The organism is Cellulomonas endophytica (genome assembly GCF_004123805.1).
In the GTDB taxonomy this organism is placed as follows: Bacteria; Actinomycetota; Actinomycetes; order Actinomycetales; family Cellulomonadaceae; genus Cellulomonas; species Cellulomonas endophytica.
Genome location: NZ_RWJX01000031.1, coordinates 1 through 16,123, shown reverse-complemented (window position 1 = coordinate 16,123; position 16,123 = coordinate 1). Strand labels below are relative to the sequence as shown.

16 protein-coding genes are annotated in these 16,123 nt (G+C 78.2%); 12 read left to right on the top strand and 4 right to left on the bottom strand.

Annotated elements, in window-relative coordinates:
• The first annotated feature begins 213 nt into the window (after positions 1–213).
• Positions 214–2,136, top strand: a complete 1,923-nt coding sequence (locus tag EJA20_RS10710) for a VanW family protein (protein WP_129338145.1) — start codon at positions 214–216, stop codon at positions 2,134–2,136.
• A gap of 57 nt (positions 2,137–2,193) precedes the next feature.
• Here EJA20_RS10710 and EJA20_RS10705 read toward each other — a convergent pair whose 3' ends face one another.
• A complete protein-coding gene (locus EJA20_RS10705; protein ID WP_240675356.1) occupies positions 2,194–2,526 on the bottom strand; it encodes a putative acetyltransferase in 333 nt (110 codons plus the stop codon).
• Positions 2,527–2,617: 91 nt separating this feature from the next.
• Here EJA20_RS10705 and fdxA point away from each other — a divergent pair, with 91 nt between their 5' ends.
• From fdxA to EJA20_RS10690, 3 genes are all read left to right on the top strand, one after another.
• Positions 2,618–2,944 carry a ferredoxin gene (fdxA, locus tag EJA20_RS10700; RefSeq protein ID WP_129338144.1) on the top strand — a complete coding sequence of 109 codons (327 nt, stop codon included), beginning with the start codon at positions 2,618–2,620 and terminating at the stop codon, positions 2,942–2,944.
• Between the two features lie 28 nt (positions 2,945–2,972).
• On the top strand, positions 2,973–4,136 hold the full coding sequence (gene dapC, locus EJA20_RS10695; RefSeq protein WP_129338143.1) for a succinyldiaminopimelate transaminase: 1,164 nt from the start codon (positions 2,973–2,975) through the stop codon (positions 4,134–4,136).
• Between the two features lie 294 nt (positions 4,137–4,430).
• On the top strand, positions 4,431–5,729 hold the full coding sequence (locus EJA20_RS10690; protein WP_129338142.1) for a citrate synthase: 1,299 nt from the start codon (positions 4,431–4,433) through the stop codon (positions 5,727–5,729).
• A gap of 127 nt (positions 5,730–5,856) precedes the next feature.
• Here the strand turns inward: EJA20_RS10690 and EJA20_RS10685 are convergent, their stop codons facing one another.
• Both EJA20_RS10685 and dapD read right to left on the bottom strand, forming a co-directional pair.
• The gene (locus EJA20_RS10685) at positions 5,857–6,759 is read right to left on the bottom strand and encodes a hypothetical protein (protein WP_240675354.1); all 903 of its coding nucleotides are present in this window, start codon (positions 6,757–6,759) and stop codon (positions 5,857–5,859) included.
• Between the two features lie 80 nt (positions 6,760–6,839).
• On the bottom strand, positions 6,840–7,829 hold the full coding sequence (gene dapD, locus EJA20_RS10680; RefSeq protein ID WP_129338141.1) for a 2,3,4,5-tetrahydropyridine-2,6-dicarboxylate N-succinyltransferase: 990 nt from the start codon (positions 7,827–7,829) through the stop codon (positions 6,840–6,842).
• A gap of 40 nt (positions 7,830–7,869) precedes the next feature.
• Between dapD and dapE the strand changes: the two genes are divergently transcribed.
• The 6 genes from dapE to EJA20_RS10650 all read left to right on the top strand — a co-directional run bounded on the left by dapE (position 7,870) and on the right by EJA20_RS10650 (position 14,217).
• Positions 7,870–9,027 (top strand): succinyl-diaminopimelate desuccinylase, encoded by a 1,158-nt coding sequence (gene dapE / locus EJA20_RS10675; RefSeq protein ID WP_129338140.1) that lies wholly within the window; start codon positions 7,870–7,872, stop codon positions 9,025–9,027.
• A 58-nt stretch (positions 9,028–9,085) separates the two neighbouring features.
• The gene (locus tag EJA20_RS10670; protein ID WP_129338139.1) at positions 9,086–9,988 is read left to right on the top strand and encodes an LOG family protein; all 903 of its coding nucleotides are present in this window, start codon (positions 9,086–9,088) and stop codon (positions 9,986–9,988) included.
• The gene (gene folP / locus EJA20_RS10665; protein WP_240675353.1) at positions 9,985–10,926 is read left to right on the top strand and encodes a dihydropteroate synthase; all 942 of its coding nucleotides are present in this window, start codon (positions 9,985–9,987) and stop codon (positions 10,924–10,926) included. The genes EJA20_RS10670 and folP overlap by 4 nt, the downstream gene beginning before the upstream one ends.
• Positions 10,923–12,164, top strand: coding sequence for a hypothetical protein (locus tag EJA20_RS10660; RefSeq protein WP_129338138.1), 1,242 nt, complete (start codon positions 10,923–10,925; stop codon positions 12,162–12,164). Before folP ends, EJA20_RS10660 begins: the two co-directional genes overlap by 4 nt.
• A 240-nt stretch (positions 12,165–12,404) precedes the next feature.
• Positions 12,405–12,572: a DUF3117 domain-containing protein gene (locus EJA20_RS10655; RefSeq protein ID WP_129338137.1), complete on the top strand. Its 168-nt coding sequence runs from the start codon at positions 12,405–12,407 to the stop codon at positions 12,570–12,572.
• Positions 12,573–12,582: 10 nt separating this feature from the next.
• Complete coding sequence (locus EJA20_RS10650; RefSeq protein WP_129338136.1) at positions 12,583–14,217, top strand: leucyl aminopeptidase family protein; 1,635 nt, start codon at positions 12,583–12,585, stop codon at positions 14,215–14,217.
• 136 nt (positions 14,218–14,353) lie between these two features.
• Here the strand turns inward: EJA20_RS10650 and EJA20_RS10645 are convergent, their stop codons facing one another.
• Positions 14,354–14,986 (bottom strand): O-methyltransferase, encoded by a 633-nt coding sequence (locus EJA20_RS10645; protein WP_129338135.1) that lies wholly within the window; start codon positions 14,984–14,986, stop codon positions 14,354–14,356.
• A 171-nt stretch (positions 14,987–15,157) separates the two neighbouring features.
• Between EJA20_RS10645 and sigE the strand changes: the two genes are divergently transcribed.
• The gene (gene sigE, locus EJA20_RS10640) at positions 15,158–15,847 is read left to right on the top strand and encodes an RNA polymerase sigma factor SigE (protein ID WP_129338134.1); all 690 of its coding nucleotides are present in this window, start codon (positions 15,158–15,160) and stop codon (positions 15,845–15,847) included.
• Positions 15,844–16,123, top strand: a 280-nt coding sequence (locus tag EJA20_RS10635; protein ID WP_205687455.1) for a zf-HC2 domain-containing protein, incomplete at its 3' end; no start/stop codon positions are given. The genes sigE and EJA20_RS10635, both read left to right, overlap by 4 nt.

The window sequence follows — 16,123 nt, the reverse complement described above, 5'->3', positions numbered from 1 at the left end:
CCACGTCCGGCGCAGGTCCGGCCCCCGCCGAGCGGCCCGGTCCGACCCCACGGCTGCGCGACCGCCGCGCGGACGCCGTGGCTGACCGGCCACGTCACAACGGGGGGGCGGCGCGGGGTCCGTAGAATGCCGCGACCGGACGTGCGCGCCAGCGCGCGGACCCGGGACGGCACCCGGGGGGCGGGCGGCCGGCGCGACGGGAGGCCGCACAGCATGGACGAGCGCACAGGCGAGGGCACGGCCGCCACGGCCGCCGGCACGCCCCCGGCCGGCGACGGTCCGGCCCGCACCTCCGCCTGGGCGCGCACGTCCGAGGCCGGCCCCGCGGACGGCGCCACCACCCCCTTCGCGCCCGTCCCACCCGCCGCACCCCGCCCCGACTCGCCGCTGGACGTGTTCGAGCCCGAGCCGCGGCGCCGGCGCTGGCCGCGGCGGCTCCTCCTCGTCGGGCTCGTCGTGCTCGTGCTCGGCGGGGCGTACGTCGGTGCGTCGTGGGGCCTGGCGGGCCGGGTCCCGCGCGGGGCGGAGGTCGCGGGCGTCGCCATCGGCGGGCTCGACGAGGCCGAGGCGGTCGCCCGCCTCGAGAGGGAGCTCGCGGACCGTGCGGCGGAGCCCGTCGTCGTCGAGGCGCAGGACGTGCGGACGGACCTCGACCCGGGTGCGGCCGGCCTCGCGCTCGACGCCTCCGCGACGGTGGAGCGCCTCACCGGCCTCGACCTCGCCCGTCCGCAGCACCTGTGGTACCAGCTCGTCGGCGTCGGGGAGCAGGAGCCGGTCACCGCGGTCGACGACGCCGCGCTCGATGCGGCGGTGGAGGCGCTCGCGGGGCCCCTGGCGCTCGCCCCGGTCGACGCGGCGGTCGTCTTCGTCGACGGCACGGCGCAGGCCACCGCCGCCGCGGAGGGGTGGGCGCTCGACGCCGAGGCCGCCCGCGAGGTGCTCGTCGACGACTGGCTCGACGGCGAGCGGCCGCTGGTGCTCCCGACCACGCCCCAGGCGCCCGCCGTGGACGACGCGGCCGCGCGGACCGCCCTCACGGAGGTCGCCCGGCCCCTCACGTCGGCCCCGGTCGCGGTCCAGGTCGCCGACCGGGTGGCCACGCTGGACCCGGCGACCCTCGCCGCCGCCGCGCGGATGACCGCGCAGGACGGCGCCCTCACCCTGGCCCTCGACGGGGACGCGCTCGCGGCCGCCGTCCTGGCCCAGCTGCCGGACCTGCTGACGCCCCCCGACGACGCCCGCTTCGAGTTCGTCGAGGACCGCCCCGTCGTCGTCCCGGGCACCCCCGGCACCCAGCTCGACCCCGAGGCGCTCGCCGGGGCGGTCGCGGCGGCGGGCACGGCGCCGGAGCGGACGGCGCGCGTCGAGCTCGTCGCCACCGACCCGGCGCAGGATGCGGCGGCGCTGGAGGCGCTCGGGGTGAGCCAGGTCGTGGCCGAGTTCTCCACGCCGTTGACGAGCGAGCCCCGCCGCACCTCGAACATCGCCAACGGCGCCGCGAAGATCACCGGGACCCTCGTGCGGCCCGGCGAGGAGTTCAGCCTCACGGAGGCGCTCGGCCCGATCGACGCCGCGAACGGGTTCGTCGAGGCGGGCGCGATCGTCAACGGCGAGCACGTCGACGCGGCGGGCGGCGGCCTCTCGCAGGTCTCCACGACCGTCTTCAACGTGGGCTTCCTCGCCGGCATGGTCGACGTGGAGCACAAGCCGCACAGCGAGTGGTTCGCCCGCTACCCCGAGGGGCGCGAGGCGACGCTGTTCACCGGCACGCTCGACATGCGCTGGCAGAACGACACCCCCCACGGCGTGCTCGTGCAGGCCTGGGTGGGGGGCGGCCGCATGCACGCCCGGCTGTGGAGCACGCCGTACTGGACGGTGGAGACCTCGACGAGCGGCCGCTCGGGCGTCGTCCAGCCGACGACGGTCTACTCGCAGTCGCCCACCTGCGAGCCGCAGTCCGCGGGCAACCCCGGCTTCGCCGTCACCGTGACGCGGACCCGCGCCGCCGCCGACCGCGCGCCGGAGACCCAGCGCTGGACGTGGACCTACAAGCCGCAGAACAAGGTGGTCTGCGGCCCCGACCCCGCCGACGCGGCGGCCGACGCCGCGGCGACCCCCGCCCCGCCGGCGGGCTGACGCGACCGACCCGGCGAGCGGCCGTGCCGGTCGGCCCGGCACCCGGGCGGGCGGCGGTCAGGCCGACGGCGCGTCGGGCGGCGCGGTGCGCGGTGCCCGGCGCGGGGGAGCGGGCGGCACGGGCTTGGCGCGGAGCACGTCGACGAGGGGCACGTGCACCTCGTCGCCGTGCCGGGTCCGCAGCACGACGCCGTCCGCGTCGACCCGGACCACGTCCCCCAGCACGTCCGTGAGGGGCGGCTCGCCCGGGGCGGCGTCGGGCCGGCGGCGGCGGACGACCGCGCGCGTCCCGGGCACGAGGCGACCGGCGGGCCCGAGGGGCTCCGGGGGGTCCAGGGGCTCCTGGAGGCCGGCGGGACCGGCGGCAGGGGGCGGGGGCAGGTCGAGCACGCGCCTCCCCGTCCACGCCGCGGCCACGGGGCGTGCGGGCCCCGGCCTTGGGGGATACTAGGCGGAACGACCGCTGGTGGGAGGACTACCCGTGACCTACGTGATCGCCGAGCCGTGCGTGGACGTCAAGGACAAGGCGTGCATCGACGAGTGCCCCGTCGACTGCATCTACGAGGGCAAGCGCTCCCTGTACATCCACCCGGACGAGTGCGTCGACTGCGGCGCCTGCGAACCCGTGTGCCCCGTCGAGGCCATCTACTACGAGGACGACGTCCCCGACCAGTGGAACCAGTACTACGCGGCCAACGTCGAGTTCTTCACGGACCTGGGCTCGCCCGGCGGCGCCGCGAAGATGGGCCGCATCGAGAAGGACCACCCCGTCATCGCCACGCTGCCGCTGCGCACGCACGGGGAGTGAGCGCCGCGACCACGGGCGGGACGCGCCGATGGGCCTGCTGACCGCCGGCCTCCCGGACTTCCCCTGGGACCGCCTCACGCCCTACCGGCGGACGGCGGAGGCGCACCCGGACGGCCTCGTCGACCTCTCGGTCGGCACGCCCGTCGACCCGACGCCGGCCCTCGTCCGCGACGCGCTCGTCGCGGCCGCGGACGCCCCGGGCTACCCGGCCACCCACGGCACCGCCGCGCTGCGCGAGGCGGTCGTCGCGTGGTTCGCCCGGCGCCGCGGCGTGCCCGGCCTCGACCCGGCCGGCGTCCTGCCGACCGTGGGGTCGAAGGAGCTCGTCGCGCTGCTGCCCTCCCTGCTCGGCCTCGGCGACGGCGACGTGGTGATCCACCCCGTCACCGCCTACCCCACGTACGACGTGGGCGCGCGCCTCGCGGGCGCGCGCGCCGAGCCCGTCGACCGGGTGGTCGAGCGCCTCACGGACGGCCCCGACGACGTCCGCCTCGTCTGGCTCAACTCGCCGGGCAACCCCGACGGCGCGGTGCTCGGTGCCGAGGCGCTGCGGGACGTCGTGGCCGCGGCCCGCGCCGCGGCGACCCGGTCGGGACGGCCCGTGGTCGTCGCCTCGGACGAGTGCTACGCCGAGCTGGCCTGGGACGAGCCGTGGGCGGGCGGTGGCGTGCCGAGCCTGCTCGACCCCCGCGTCACGGGCGGGGACGTGCGCGGGCTCCTCGTCGCCTACTCCCTGTCGAAGCAGTCCAACCTCGCCGGGTACCGGGCGGCGTTCGTGGCGGGCGACCCCGCCCTCGTCGCCCCCCTGCTCGAGGTGCGCAAGCACGCCGGGTTCATGCTGCCCGCGCCCGTGCAGGCCGCGATGACCGTCGCGCTGGGCGACGACGCGCACGTGGCCGAGCAGCGCGACCGCTACCGGCGCCGCCGGGCCGTCCTGCGCCCGGCCGTGGAGGCCGCGGGGTTCGTCGTCGACCGCTCCCACGCCGGGCTCTACCTGTGGGCCCGGCCGCTGCCCGCCGCCGACGGGACGACCGCGGGCTGCTGGGACACGCTTGCCCGCCTCGCCGCGCTGGGCGTCCTCGCCGCGCCGGGCGACTTCTACGGACCCGCCGGGGCGGGCCACGTGCGGATCGCGCTGACCGCGACGGACGACGCCGTCGCGAGGGCCGCCGCCCGCCTCGCCGCCGCCTAGAGCCCCCCGGACGGCGCCCGCGGCGCCCGACCGGGTCCGGTGCGGCCGTGTGGCGGTCCTCACAGGGGACGCCCCCGCGGGCCTCCGGTTCGTCCCGCGCGCCCCCCGGCGGGTAGCGTCTCGCCAGCGGCCGCCGAGCAGGGCGGCGCCGCGCCGGACCCCCCGCGACGTCGCCGACGGCACGGGGTCCGCCGACACACGCAGGGCCGGGCCGGGGGCAGCCCCCACCGCGGCAGGCGAGGACGCCCGCGGGCGCCCGCCGACGCCGGACCGGGTCCGTCAGAGAGGAGCACCATGCCGGAGGTCGCCACCTCGCCCGCCAGGCTCGTCGTGGGTGAGAGCACGCTCGAGCTGCCCGTCGTCCCGGCGACGGAGGGCAACGACGGCCTCGTCGTAGCCAGCCTGCTGCGCGACACGGGCATGGTCACCGTCGACCCGGGCTTCATGAACACCGCGTCGTGCGAGTCGCAGATCACCTACATCGACGGCGAGGCCGGGGTGCTGCGCTACCGCGGCTACCCCATCGAGCAGCTGGCGGCGGGCGCGTCCTTCCTCGAGGTCGCGTACCTGCTCATCCACGGCGCGCTGCCGTCGGCGTCCGACCTCGAGGCGTTCGAGCACCGGGTCAACCGGCACACGCTCGTGCACGAGGACTTCCGCACCTTCATGGGGACGTTCCCGCGGAACGCGCACCCCATGGCGGTGATGTCCTCGGCCATCAACGCGCTGGCGACCTTCTACCCCGAGTCCCTGGCGATCGACGACCCCGAGGCCGTCGAGCTGGCGACCGTGCTGCTCCTGGCCAAGACGCGGACCATCACGTCCTACGTGCACCGCGCCTCCAAGGGCGAGCCGCTGCTCTACCCCGACTACAGCCGCGGCTACGTCGAGGACTTCCTGCGGATGACCTTCGCGGCGCCGTACCAGCAGTACGACCCGGACCCCCGCGTCGTCGCCGCGCTGGACAAGCTGCTCATCCTCCACGCGGACCACGAGCAGAACTGCTCGACGTCCACGGTCCGCATCGTCGGCTCCTCCCACGCGAACCTGTACGCCTCCGTCGCGGCCGGCATCAACGCGCTGTCGGGCCCGCTGCACGGCGGCGCGAACGAGGCCGTGCTGAAGATGCTCGCGGAGATCCAGTCCAACGGCGGCGACGCCTCCGCGTTCATGAAGCGCGTGAAGGACAAGGAGCCCGGGGTGCGCCTCATGGGCTTCGGGCACCGGGTCTACAAGAACTACGACCCGCGCGCCGCGATCGTGAAGCAGTCCGCCGACGAGGTGCTGGCCGCGCTCGGCGCGGGCGACGAGCTGCTGGAGATCGCGCGCGGGCTCGAGGACATCGCGCTGCACGACGACTACTTCATCTCGCGCAAGCTCTACCCGAACGTCGACTTCTACACCGGCCTCATCTACAAGGCGATGGGCTTCGACGAGTCCATGTTCACGCCGCTGTTCGCGCTCGGCCGGATGCCCGGCTGGATCGCCCAGTGGCGCGAGATGATGCGCGACCCGCAGACGAAGATCGGGCGCCCGCGCCAGGTGTACACCGGCGAGCGCGAGCGGGACTACGTGCCCGTCGCCGAGCGCTGACGCGCTGCCGGCCGCCCCTGACCCGACCCGGGTCCGCCGCCGGGACCGGTGCCGCGCGTGCGGGCGCGGTCCGCGGCGGACCCGTGCCGAGCGCGGGGTGCACGTGCCGACGCAGGCGACGGCCGGCTTACGCCAGCGTGAGGCGGACCTGGCCCGGGGGCGGCGCGTCGACCGGCGCGTCCGTCCAGCCCTCGCCCGTGCGGTCCCACCGGGCGCCGCCGAGGGCGTCCCCGACCTCGACGGCCAGCACGCCGAGGTCCCCGGCGGCGGCCACCGCCCACTGCGCGGCGGCCCAGCCGGCCCGCTCCGGCTCGCCCGGCACGAGGGCGGCGGGGTCGAGGAGGAGCGTCGTGCGCCCCTCGGCGGAGGTGCCCGTCGTGGTCGGCAGGGGCCCGAGGTCCCGCTCGAGGCGGGCGAGCACCCCGGCCGCCCCCGCCGGGGTGCCGTCGGAGGCGCCCTGCCCCGTCCCGCCCGGGCCCGTGCCGTCCGCGGGGAGCGTGCACGTCACGGTCCGGGGCGAGAACCCGGTGAGCGCCGACGCCCAGGCCCGGGCCCGGGTCTCGTGCTGGGCGTACGCGTCGGGGAAGCCCGAGCGCTGCACCGCCTGCGCCGCCACCGTCACCTCGAGGTCCTGCCAGCCGTCGACCTCGACGAGCGCGTCGTAGAAGCGCCCCGTGGCGTGCACGGGGTCGAGGACCTCCGCCTCCGAGCCCCAGCCCTGCGAGGGTCGCTGCTGGAACAGCCCGAGGCTGTCGCGGTCGCCGTAGGTGATGTTGACCAGGCGCGACTCCTGCAGCGTCGTCGCGACGGCGATCGTCACCGCCCGGGCCGGCAGCCCGCGCCGCAGCGCCTCGCCCGCGAGCAGCGCGGCGTTGCCCGCCTGCTCCGGGCTCAGCAGCCACCCGGTGCCGTCCAGCTCGGCGCGGCAGACGGGCGCGGGCGCCGCCTCCGGCCGCCCGTCGAGCAGGCGGAGCACCGCCCCGACGGCCACGACGAGCAGCACGACGACGAGCGCGAGCGCCCCGAGCACGCCGAGCAGCCGCCGGCCGGGCGACGGACGGGGCGGTCGCCGGGCGGGACGGGCCCCCGGACGCGACGCGCTCACGCCCGTCAGTTCGCGTGCAGCGCCGCGTTGAGGTGCACGCCGACGCCCTGCCGCGGCACCGCCTCGACCCCGCCCGTGAGCGAGTGGCGGCGGAACAGCAGCCCGTCGGCGCCGGCCAGGTCCCGGGCGCGCACGACCCGCGGCTCGTCGCCGGAGCCGGGCGCGGGCAGGAGGGTGACCTTCGTGCCCGCGGTGAGGTAGAGCCCGGCCTCGACGACGCAGTCGTCGCCCAGCGGGACCCCCAGCCCGGAGTTCGCGCCGAGCAGGCTGCGACGGCCGAGGGACACGACCTCGCGCCCGCCGCCGGACAGGGTGCCCATGATCGAGGCGCCGCCGCCCACGTCCGAGCCGTCGCCGACGACGACCCCCGCCGAGATGCGGCCCTCGACCATGGAGGTGCCCAGCGTGCCGGCGTTGTGGTTGACGAAGCCCTCGTGCATCACGGTGGTGCCCGGGGCCAGGTGGGCGCCGAGGCGGACCCGGTCGGCGTCGGCGATGCGCACCCCCGTCGGGACGACGTAGTCGACCATCCGCGGGAACCTGTCGACGCCCAGCACGGTCACGGGCGCCCCCGTGGCGGCCCGCAGCCGGGCCCGGGTGGCCTCGAAGCCCTCGACGGCGCAGGGCCCGCGGTCGGTCCACACGACGTTGGGCAGCACGCCGAACAGGCCGGTGAGGTCCAGGCCGTGGGGCGCGACGAGCCGGTGGGACAGCAGGTGCAGGCGCAGGTAGGCGTCGGCGGTGCCGGCGGGCGGCGCGTCGAGGTCGACGACGGTGGCCACGAGCCTCAGGCGCACCCGGCGCGCGGGGTCCTCGCCGACGAGGTCGGCCAGGCCCTCCGGGACGGGCAGGGGGTCGGGCGCCGCGTCCCCGGGGGCGCCGAGGACGGGCTGCGGGTACCAGACGTCGAGCACGTCGCCCGCGGGCGTCACCGTGGCGAGCCCGGTGGCCCAGGCGGTCCGCGGGGTCGGGGCGGGCGCGTCGGGGGTCGTCATGGCGCCAGGGTAGCCAGGGCGGCGGGCTAGCCTCGCGGGCATGACGACGCGCGAGACCGCCCCGGACGCCCCGGCCGCCGAGGCCGCCCCGGCCCCGCCGGCCGTCCTGCCCGTGGCGCCCGGCACGCCGACGGACCTCGTCGCGCTCACGCGCGCCCTGTGCGACCTGCCGTCCGTCTCGGGCGAGGAGACGGCGATCGCGGACGCGATCGAGGCGGCCCTGGCCGCGTGCGCGCACCTGGAGGTGCTGCGCGACGGGGACGCCGTCGTCGCCCGCACGCACCTGGGCCGTCCTTCGCGCGTCGTCGTGGCGGGGCACGTCGACACGGTGCCGGTCGCCGGGAACCTGCCGACGGAGCTCGTCGAGGAGGACGGGGCGGCCGTCCTCCGCGGGCGGGGGACGGTCGACATGAAGGCCGGGGTCGCCGTGGCGCTCGCGCTCGCCGCGGAGCTCGACGCGCCGGCGCGGGACGTCACGTGGGTGTTCTACGACCACGAGGAGGTCGACTCCGCCCTCAACGGGCTCGGCCGGGTCGCCCGGAACCACCCGGACTGGCTGGCCGCGGACGTGGCCGTGCTGGGGGAGCCGACGGCGGCCGGCATCGAGGGCGGCTGCAACGGCACGCTGCGCGTGGAGGTGCGGGTCCGGGGCGTCGCCGCTCACAGCGCCCGCGCCTGGAGGGGCCGCAACGCCGTGCACGCCGCGGGGGAGGTGCTGCGCCGGCTGGAGGCCTACACGCCGGCCACGGTCGAGGTCGACGGGCTGGAGTACCGCGAGGGCCTCAACGCGGTGCTCGTCCACGGTGGCGTGGCGACGAACGTCATCCCCGACCTGTGCGTCGTCACCGTGAACTACCGCTTCGCCCCCTCCCGCACGGTGGCCGAGGCCGAGGCCCACGTGCGCGAGGTGCTCGAGGGCTTCGAGGTGGTGCTCACGGACGCCGCCGCCGGCGCCCGCCCGGGCCTCACGCACCCGACGACGGCCGGCTTCGTCGACGCCGTCCTCGCCGTGACCGGCGGCGCGCCGGCCCCGAAGCTGGGCTGGACGGACGTGGCGCGGTTCTCCGCGCTCGGGGTGCCCGCCGTGAACTTCGGCCCGGGGGACCCCTCGCTGGCGCACCACGACGAGGAGCGCGTCCCCGTCGACCAGATCACCGCCGTCCACCGGGCGCTGCACGCCTGGCTCACCACGCCCTGAGGGTGACCTGCGCCGCCACGACCTGAGGGGACGCGGTGCCGGACCTAGGCTCGGCCCCATGAGCGACGACGGCACGCCCACCCCGGGGCGCGGGTACCGCAAGGGCCCCGTGCTCCTGCGGCGCACGCAGATCCCCGCGACGACGTCCGACCAGCGGCTGCTCGGCCCCAGCCGCGACGCCCTCTGGCTGCACGACGACCCCTGGCGCGTCCTGCGCATCCAGAGCGAGTTCGTCGAGGGGTTCGGCGCCCTCGCGGAGATCGGGCCCGCGGTCAGCGTCTTCGGGTCCGCGCGCACGTCCCCGGACCACCCGGACTTCGCCCTCGGGCGCGCCGTCGGGAAGGGGCTCGCCGAGGCCGGCTACGCGGTCATCACCGGCGGCGGCCCGGGGATCATGGCGGCCGCGAACCAGGGCGCCTGCGACGCCGACGGCCTGTCCGTGGGCCTCGGCATCGAGCTGCCCTTCGAGCAGGGCCTCAACGAGTGGGTCGACCTCGGCGTCAGCTTCCGCTACTTCTTCGCCCGCAAGACGATGTTCGTCAAGTACTCCGAGGGCTTCGTGGTGCTGCCCGGCGGCTTCGGCACCCTCGACGAGCTCTTCGAGGCGCTCACGCTCGTCCAGACGCACAAGGTGACGAGCTTCCCCGTCGTGCTCATGGGCACGGACTTCTGGGGCGGGCTGCTGGAGTGGGCCCGCCGCACGCTCGTCCCGCGCGGGCTCGTCGCGCCCGCCGACCTCGAGCTGCTGCAGCTCACCGACGACCCCGACGAGGCCGTGCGCATCGTCGTGGAGCGCGGGGAGGCGCTGCGCGCGCAGGAGGCGCGGGCCCAGGAGGCGACGGCCGAGGCCGTCGAGGTCTCCGAGGACGAGGTCGAGCAGGCGGCGGGCGGGCGGTCGGCCCCGCGGGCGGCCGGGGCGGGCGGCGGCCGCACGGAGGACGGGTCGGCGGCCCGGGCGTGAGCGGTGCCCTGCCGGGCGTCCCGGCAGCAGGGGCGCCGCTGCGCCTGGGCGGCCGGCTCGTGGCGCCCGGGCGCCCGGCCGTCATGGCGGTCGTCAACCGCACGCCCGACTCGTTCTACGCCGCCGCCCGCTACGGCGCCGCGGACGCCGACGCCGCCGTGGCGCGGGCGGAGGAGGAGGGCGCGGACGTCGTCGACATCGGCGGGGTGCGGGCGGGCCGCGGGCCCGAGGTCGGGGTCGCGGAGGAGGTCGAACGGGTGGTGCCGCTCGTCGAGCGGGTGCGGCGCCGGCACCCGGACCTGCTCGTGAGCGTCGACACCTGGCGGGCGCCCGTGGCCCGCGCCGCCGTCGCGGCGGGCGCGCACCTGCTCAACGACACCTGGGCCGGGCACGACCCGGGCGTGGCCGAGGTCGCCGCGGAGCACGGCGTCGGCCTCGTCGTCTCGCACACGGGAGGCGCCCTGCCGCGGACGGACCCCCTGCGCGTGACGTACCCGCTGCCGGCCGCCGCGGAGCGGGACGGGCCCGTCGACCCGCTCGACGGCGTCCTGCTCGACGTCCTGGCGACGCTGCGGGCGGGGGCGGACCGGGCCGTCGGGCTCGGCGTCGACCCCGCGTCGGTGCTCGTCGACCCGACGCACGACTTCGGCAAGACCACGTGGCACTCCCTGCACCTCGTGCGGCGGACGGCGGCGCTCGTCGCGCTGGGCCACCCCGTGCTCATGGCGCTCTCCCGCAAGGACTTCGTCGGCGAGTCCCTGGGGCTGCCGGCGGAGGAGCGGCTCGAGGGCACCCTGGCGGCGACGGTGCTGGCCGCGTGGTGGGGTGCGCGGGTCTTCCGCACCCACGACGTGCGCGCGACCCGGCGGGCGCTGGACATGGTCGCGGTCCTGCGCGGCGAGCTGCCGCCGGCGCGGGTGGTCCGGGGCCTGGCGTGAGCGGCGCCTCCCTGGCGTCCCCGACGGCCCGGGCCGTGGACGCCGTCCGGCGCCTGCCGCCCTGGGGCCAGGCGCTGGCGGTCTGGGCCGCGACGCGGGTGGTGAGCACGGTCCTGCTCCTCGTCGCCGCGTCCCGGCAGGAGGCCGTCGGCGCGGTGCCGGCGCGGCCGTCCTACTGGCAGGCGACGGGGCTGCTCTTCGACGGCGACTGGTACCGGCGGATCGCGGAGGAGGGGTACCCGGCGTCGCTGCCCGTCGGCGCCGACGGGCTCGTCCAGCAGAACGCCTGGGCGTTCTACCCCCTCTTCCCGGGCCTGGTGCGGCTCGTCATGGAGGTGACCCGCGGCCCCTGGGAGGTCGTCGCGCCCCTCACCGCGACGGCCCTCGGCGCGGCGGCGGCCGTGGTCGTGCGCCGGTGCGTCGAGCGGGGAGCGCCCCGGGCGTGCGCCGCGCGGCCCGGCCTGCCGCTGGTGGCGGTCCTCCTCGTCGGCGTCTTCCCGACCGCGCCCGTGCTCGGCGTCGCGTACACGGAGTCGCTGGCGCTGCTCCTCGTCGCGGCCACGCTGCTGCTCCTCGTGGAGCGGCGGTACGGCGCGGCCGCGCTCGCGGTCCTCCTCCTGGGCCTCACGCGGTCCGTCGCCCCGCCGGTGGCGGCGGTCGTGCTGGTGCACGCGGTCGTCCGGGTCGTCGCGGCGCGGCGCGGCCGGGAGGCCCTGCGCCCCCGCGACGTCGGGGGGCTGCTCGGGCTCGGGGCGGTCACGGCCGTGTCCGCCGTCGCCTGGCCGGCGGTCTGCGGGCTCGTCGTGGGCGAGGCCGACGCCTACCTGCAGACGCAGGGCGCGTGGCGCGGGGTGCGGGAGGTGACGCCCTTCGGGGCGATCGGGTACGCCTCGCGCTTCTGGCTCGGCGACTGGGCGGTGCCCGGGGTCGCGGCTGCGGTGGCCCTGCTCGCGGCGGCCGTCCTCGTGCCGGCCGCCTGGCGCCTCGGGCCGGAGCTGCACGCGTGGCCCGCCGCGTACGTCGTCTACCTCGCGGCCGTGGTCGAGCCCGGGTCGTCCCTCGCGCGCTTCCTCCTGCTCGCGTTCCCCCTCGCGGCCGTCACGGGCGGGCTCGTGACGGGGCCGCCGTGGGCGCGCCGGCTCGCGCTCGCCGCGGTGGTCGCGCTCTCGCTCGCGCTGCAGGTGGTGTGGACCCTGGAGATCTGGGTCTTCACGCCGCCGGCGGACTGGCCGCCGTGACGGGCGGCCGGACCGGGGCGGGACCGGCGCCGGGCCGTCCGCCCCGGCCGTCCGGGGAGGCCGTCGGCAGGACCGCCCCGGCGCCACGGGCGGGTGAGGTCCGCCGGTCCTCCGGCCCCCGTGTCAGCGGCGTGAACTAGGATGATCTGCGGACATCCGGTACATCCGGGTGCCGTCCGGACCCTCGTGGAGCTCGGCGGTCACCGCCGTGCGCCCACGCACCACACGAAGGAGAGCCCCATGGCCGCGATGAAGCCGAGGACCGGCGACGGGCCGCTCGAGGTGACGAAGGAGGGCCGCGGCATCGTCATGCGCGTCCCGCTCGAGGGGGGCGGCCGGCTCGTCGTGGAGCTCAACGCCACCGAGGCCGCCGAGCTCGGCGAGGCCCTCACCGCCGTGGTCGGCTGACCCGACCGCGGTGGCACCACCCCGCACGCGGCGGTCCGCGGCCCCGACGGGCCGCGGGCTGCCGTCCGTCACGGCCCACGAGGGCCAGGTCGCGGACACCCCGCTCCTGCTCGACGGCGTCGACGCCCTCGCCGTCCCCGTCGGCCCGGCGGCCGCGGACGACGAGGAGCTGACCCCCGGCGCCGGCACGGCCGAGGCGGCCGCCCGCTACGGCATCGACCTCGCGGACGTCGCGGAGCGCGCCCGCCTCACCGGCGCCCCGGGCGAGGCCTACGTCCTCCAGCTGCCGCGCCCCGTCGGGTCCCGCGCCGCCGCCCTGCCCTGGGCGGGCCTGCCGCCGCGGCTCGTGCTCGTCGGGGTCGGCGACGGCGGGCCGGTGGCCCTGCGCCGGGCCGGCGCGGCGCTCGCCCGGTCGGTGCGCGGGCTCGGCCGGGTCGTCACGACGATCGGCGCCGCGCCGGCCGTGCCCTCCGCGCCCCGCGAGCGGGGGCAGGCGCCCCGCGACCTCGTCGAGGGCTACCTGCTCGCCGCCTACGCGGTGCCGACGCGCTCCTCCCGCCCGGGGGCGGCCCCGCGCCCGGCGGCCGACCTCGTGCTGCTCGGCCCCGACGCCGCGGGCCTCACGGCGCAGCTGGCCGCGGCCACCACGGCCGCCGCGGCGACCTGGCTCACCCGCGACCTCGCGAACGAGCCCTCGGACGTCAAGACCCCCGCCTGGGTCGCCGACACGGCGCGCCGCCGCGCCGCCGCGGCCGGTCTCGAGGTCCGCGTCCTCGGTCCGCGCGAGCTCGCGGCCGAGGGCTTCGGGGGGATCCTCGCGGTGGGCCGGGGCTCGGCCTCGCCGCCGCGGCTCGTCGAGGTGCGCTACGAGCCGCCCGCACCGGCCGAGGGCGCGCCCGCGACCGGCCCGGTGCGGCACGTGGTCCTCGTCGGCAAGGGCATCACGTTCGACACGGGCGGCATCTCGCTCAAGCCGCGCGAGTCCATGCCGCCGATGAAGACCGACATGGCCGGGGCCGCCGCCGCCCTCGCCGCCGTGCTCGCCGCCCCGGCCCTCGGGGTCCGGCACCGGGTCACGGCACTGCTGCCCCTGGCGGAGAACCACCTGGGAGCCGCGTCGTACCGGCCGGGGGACGTCGTGACGACCTACGGCGGCCGGACGATCGAGGTCGACAACACCGACGCGGAGGGGCGCGTCGTCCTCGCCGACGCGCTCGCCTACGCCGACGCGGTGCTCGAGCCCGACCTCGTCGTGGACGTCGCGACGCTCACGGGCGCCTCGACGGTGACGTTCGGCCGCACCCACGCGGCGCTCTACGCGACGGACGACGCGCTGGCCGACGCCCTGCGCGCCGCCGGCGAGGCCACGGGCGAGGCCGTGTGGCGGATGCCCCTCGTCGAGGACTACGCGGCGCAGATCGTCTCCGACGTCGCCGACGTGCGGCAGACGGCGCGCGACCGGCAGCACGGCGCGGGCGCCGTCGTCGCGGCGCTCATCCTCAGGGAGTTCACGGGCGGGCGGCCCTGGGCGCACCTGGACGTCGCGGGCCCCGCGCGGTCGACGGCCGACAGCCACGAGGTCGTCGCCGGCGCCACCGGGTTCGGCGCGCGGCTCCTGCTGCGGTTCCTCGTCGACCTGCCGTAGCCCGGCGCCGTCGCCGGCCGCCGCGCGCCGTACCCGTCCCCTCGCCCTGCCCGTCCCCTCGCCGGGCCCGGCCGTGGGCCGCACGGGTGCGGGGGGGGCGGCGGCCGCGAGCGGTCGTCGGCGCCGGTGGCGCGGGTCAGCGCCGGGCGGCCAGGAGCAGACCGTCGCCGCTCGGCACGAGCGCCGGCAGCAGGCGGTCGTCCTCGCGCACGGTCCGGCCGACCTCGCGCAGCGTCGTCGTGCGCTCGTCCCGGCGCGCCGGGTCAGCGACGCGGTCCCCGCCGAGGGCGTGGTCCACGACGAGCAGCCCGCCCGGCCGCAGCAGCCGCACCGCCTGCTCGACGTACCGGGGCAGGCTCTCCACGTCCGCGTCGACGAGCACGAGGTCGTACGCCGCGTCCGTCAGCCGCGGGAGCACGTCGAGCGCCCGCCCGGGGATGGCGCGGACGCGCGCCGGGCGGATGCCGGCCTCCGTGAAGGCCTGCTTGGCGGCGCGCTGGTGCTCGACCTCGAGGTCGATGGTCGTGAGCACGCCGTCCTCGGGCATGCCGCGCAGGAGGTGCAGGGCGGCGACGCCGGCGCCCGTGCCCACCTCCACGACGGACCGGGCGTGCGAGACCCGGGCCAGGAGCCCGAGCAGCGCGGCCGCGCCCGGCAGGACCGGGGTGCAGCCGAGCTGGGCGGCACGCTCGCGGGCGCGGCGGACCACGTCGTCCTCGGGCAGGAAGTCCTCGCTGTACGCCCAGCTCAGGGCCTTGTCGGCGGAGATGGTGCGCCTCCCGCGGTGGGTCCGGTCCGGCGCGAGGGCCGGCGTGCCGGGCCGCGCGGGGCGTGCGCCCGGCGCCTCCCGGCCGCGCCCGGGGCCGGGCGCCGCGCCAGCCTAGCCCCGTGCACCCGGCCCGGGGCCGCTCCCAGGCCGCGTCCAGGTGGACCTGAGAGGATGGGGCGCCCACGGCCGACCGGCCGGGGAGCACCGCGGCCGCGTGCCGCAGAGGAGGCCGCACCCATGACCACGTCCGCGTCTGCCGACTGGCAGGCCCCGTCGTGGGAGGAGATCGTGCGGGAGCACTCCGCCCGGGTCTACCGCCTCGCCTACCGCCTCACCGGCAACCGCGCCGATGCCGAGGACCTCACCCAGGAGACGTTCGTCCGGGTCTTCCGCTCGCTGTCGAGCTACACCCCGGGCACCTTCGAGGGCTGGCTGCACCGCATCACGACGAACCTGTTCCTCGACGGCGCCCGGCGCCGCCAGCGGATCCGCATGGACGGCCTCGGCGAGGACCACGAGCGCTGGGCCAGCCCCGACCGGCTCACGGGCCCGGAGCACGCCTTCGAGCACGCGCACCTCGACCACGACGTGCAGCGCGCCCTCGACGCCCTGCCTCCGGAGTACCGGGCGGCGGTCGTGCTGTGCGACATCGAGGGCCTGTCCTACGAGGAGATCGCCGTGACGCTCGGCGTGAAGCTGGGCACCGTGCGCTCGCGCATCCACCGCGCGCGGGCACGGCTGCGCGTCTCCCTGGGCCACCGCGCGCCGGCGGCCCCGGCGGCCCCGGCGGGCACGGGCGTGACGGCGGACGAGGACGGGCTGCGGCCGACCGCCGACGAGGGGCTGCGGGCGGTGCGATGAGCCACCTGGGGTCCCGCATCGACGCGCTCGCCGACGGCCAGCTGGCCCCGGCGGCGGCCGAGCGCGCCCTCGCGCACGTCGCCGCGTGCCCCGCCTGCGCCGAGGAGCTCGCCGCGGCCCGCGACGCGCACCGGCGGCTGGCCGCCGCGGCGGACGTCGCACCGGCCCCGGACCTCACCGCCCGTCTCCTGCGCCTGGCGTGCGAGCCGCCGCAGCCGCCCCCGTCGCGCGGTGCCGACGGGCCGGCACGGGTCGGCCGGGGGCCGGCGGGCGGCG

Excerpts from the sequence above, each read along its gene's own strand:
- EJA20_RS10655 (WP_129338137.1), top strand. The coding sequence starts at position 12,405 with ATGGCCGCGATGAAGCCGAGGACCGGCGACGGGCCGCTCGAGGTGACG.
- dapC (WP_129338143.1), top strand. The coding sequence starts at position 2,973 with ATGGGCCTGCTGACCGCCGGCCTCCCGGACTTCCCCTGGGACCGCCTC.
- dapD (WP_129338141.1), bottom strand. The coding sequence starts at position 7,829 with ATGACGACCCCCGACGCGCCCGCCCCGACCCCGCGGACCGCCTGGGCC.
- EJA20_RS10710 (WP_129338145.1), top strand. The coding sequence starts at position 214 with ATGGACGAGCGCACAGGCGAGGGCACGGCCGCCACGGCCGCCGGCACG.
- dapE (WP_129338140.1), top strand. The coding sequence starts at position 7,870 with ATGACGACGCGCGAGACCGCCCCGGACGCCCCGGCCGCCGAGGCCGCC.
- EJA20_RS10690 (WP_129338142.1), top strand. The coding sequence starts at position 4,431 with ATGCCGGAGGTCGCCACCTCGCCCGCCAGGCTCGTCGTGGGTGAGAGC.
- EJA20_RS10670 (WP_129338139.1), top strand. The coding sequence starts at position 9,086 with ATGAGCGACGACGGCACGCCCACCCCGGGGCGCGGGTACCGCAAGGGC.
- sigE (WP_129338134.1), top strand. The coding sequence starts at position 15,158 with ATGGGGCGCCCACGGCCGACCGGCCGGGGAGCACCGCGGCCGCGTGCC.